Origin of the sequence: Protofrankia sp. Cr2, assembly GCF_963555885.1 — a bacterium.
Lineage (GTDB): Bacteria > Actinomycetota > Actinomycetes > Frankiales > Frankiaceae > Protofrankia.
In genome coordinates, this window is the sequence record NZ_CAUVXG010000001.1 from 1 (window position 1) to 1212 (window position 1212).

Sequence of the window (1212 nt, forward strand, 5' to 3'; positions counted from 1 at the left end):
GTCTCGGTTGCGGTTGCGGTTGCGGAGCGCCCGGCGGTGCCCGCGCAGCGGGTGCCCGTCGACGCCGGGAGGTTGCGCGGGCACATCGAGCTGGTCGACGTCAGCTTCGGTTACGACCCGCACCGCCCGCCCGTGCTCGCCGGTGTCTCGCTGCGTATCGCGGCAGGCCAGCGGGTGGCTGTGGTCGGGGCGTCCGGCGGTGGGAAGTCCACGTTGGCCCGGCTCGTCGCCGGGGTGCTGCGGCCGGTCTCGGGCGAGGTCCGCTACGACGGGATGCGCCGTGAGGACGTCGCGCGTGCGGTGCTGACCTCATCGATCGCCTATGTGGATCAGCAGTTGCACCTCTTCTCCGGGAGTGTCCGGGACAACCTCACGCTGTGGGACGGCCATGTCAGCGATGCGGAGCTGCGCCTTGCACTTGAGCACGCCTGTGTCGCCGACGTGGTGGCCCAGCGTGGTGGGCTCGACGTGGCCTGGGTGCGGGAAGAGGCTCGTAACCTCTCCGGCGGGGAGCGCCAGCGCCTGGAGATCGCCCGTGCGCTGGCCATGGACCCCGCCGTGATCATCCTGGATGAGGCTACAAGTGCGCTCGACCCCATCACCGAACGCAACGTCGATGCGAACATCCGCGGCCGTGGATGTACCTGTCTGATCCTCGCCCATCGGCTGAGCACCATCCGGGATGCCGACGAGATCGTCGTGCTCGACCGGGGGCGGGTGGTGGAACGCGGCGCCCACACCGACCTGGCCGCCGCGGCCGGCCCGTACCGCCGCCTCCTCGAGGAGCTCAGATGACATCGAATCCAACCGCTGTGCGCCCGGAGGTGACCGCGTCCGCGGGCGGCGGCAAGGCGTGGTCAATGTCGACACACACCGTCGACGTCTGGGACCACACCAGCTTCTGGCGGGTCGAACAGGGCGCGGTCGACCTGTTCCTGCAGCGTGACGCCGGGCCGGGCGGTTCCGATGCCGAGGCCGGCGCCGGCGAGCTGCGGCCGTTGCTGCGGGTGTCCGCCGGCGAGATTCTGGTCGGTGTGGCCCCCGGTGACGTCCCCGCGGGATGGACACTGATCGCGCGCACCGTGCCGCCCACGGTGCTGCGCCGGCGTTCCCTCACCGGGACGTGGATCGTCCCGCCCAGCATCACCGAGCCGGAGCTGCGCGACTGGCTGGTGCGGATCACCCGCGCCGTGGCCGGGGACGTGCGGGATA

General features: G+C 71.4%; 2 protein-coding genes. Both read left to right on the plus strand.

The window, feature by feature from the left end:
* Positions 1 to 795: ATP-binding cassette domain-containing protein (locus U9978_RS00005; RefSeq protein ID WP_322758916.1), on the plus strand; the 795-nt coding region annotated here is incomplete at its 5' end.
* A partial coding sequence (locus U9978_RS00010) for a hypothetical protein (protein WP_322758917.1) occupies positions 792 to 1212 on the plus strand: 421 nt, incomplete at its 3' end. The genes U9978_RS00005 and U9978_RS00010, both read left to right, overlap by 4 nt.